Consider the following 663-nt stretch of genomic DNA (forward strand, 5'->3'; position numbering starts at 1 on the left):
ATCACACACTAAGCGAATCGCACCACGCAAGTTCAACGATCAACATGGTCCGCATCAAGATACAGTTTTTCTTCATTTTTCCACTCGACTGTCATTTTGGCCATGGCTTCACCCAGTCACTATCAAACCTTGGGAAGTACAGGCTGCTCGTACCATACTTGATCCTAATTCCAGTACTACTAAAGGTCTTTACAATGAATATCAAGCTGTTCGCACGCGTAGAAAAGGATGATTCCAATGTTAAATTCATACACCATTTTTTACTCGGTCGATGATAACTATGTTGATCCGCTTACCGTTTCTTTACATTCGCTAGTTGCCAATAGTAATCCTAGCAAAAAATATTTCGTGATCATTTTGACCGAGAATCTTACGCAGGATCACAAGACACAACTCCTAGCAGAAGCTGCACCTAACGTTACGATTGTTTTTGAATCAATGCTGACACGATTCAAGGCCCAGATCACAGATAAAAACAATAAGTTGCGCGCCGATTATTTCACCTACACAATCTACTTTCGGCTGTTTATCGCAAAACTGTTTCCTACACTTAACCGCGCTGTTTATTTGGATGCGGACACAGTAGTGGCAACCGACATCTCTCGTTTATTTGAAGTAAATCTGCATGGATCTTTGCTGGGAGCCGTTATTGATCCTTTCATG

1 protein-coding gene and 1 pseudogene are annotated in these 663 nt (G+C 41.5%); both read left to right on the forward strand.

Annotated features, from left to right (window positions below):
* Window positions 1-232 (forward strand): annotated as a pseudogene (locus KH893_RS11290) (glycosyltransferase family 8 protein); the annotation flags it as partial.
* 5 nt (window positions 233-237) lie between these two features.
* A partial coding sequence (locus tag KH893_RS11295; RefSeq protein ID WP_281166211.1) for a glycosyltransferase occupies window positions 238-663 on the forward strand: 426 nt, incomplete at its 3' end.

The sequence above is a fragment of the Liquorilactobacillus sicerae genome, from assembly GCF_029916425.1.
Taxonomy (GTDB): domain Bacteria; phylum Bacillota; class Bacilli; order Lactobacillales; family Lactobacillaceae; genus Liquorilactobacillus; species Liquorilactobacillus sicerae.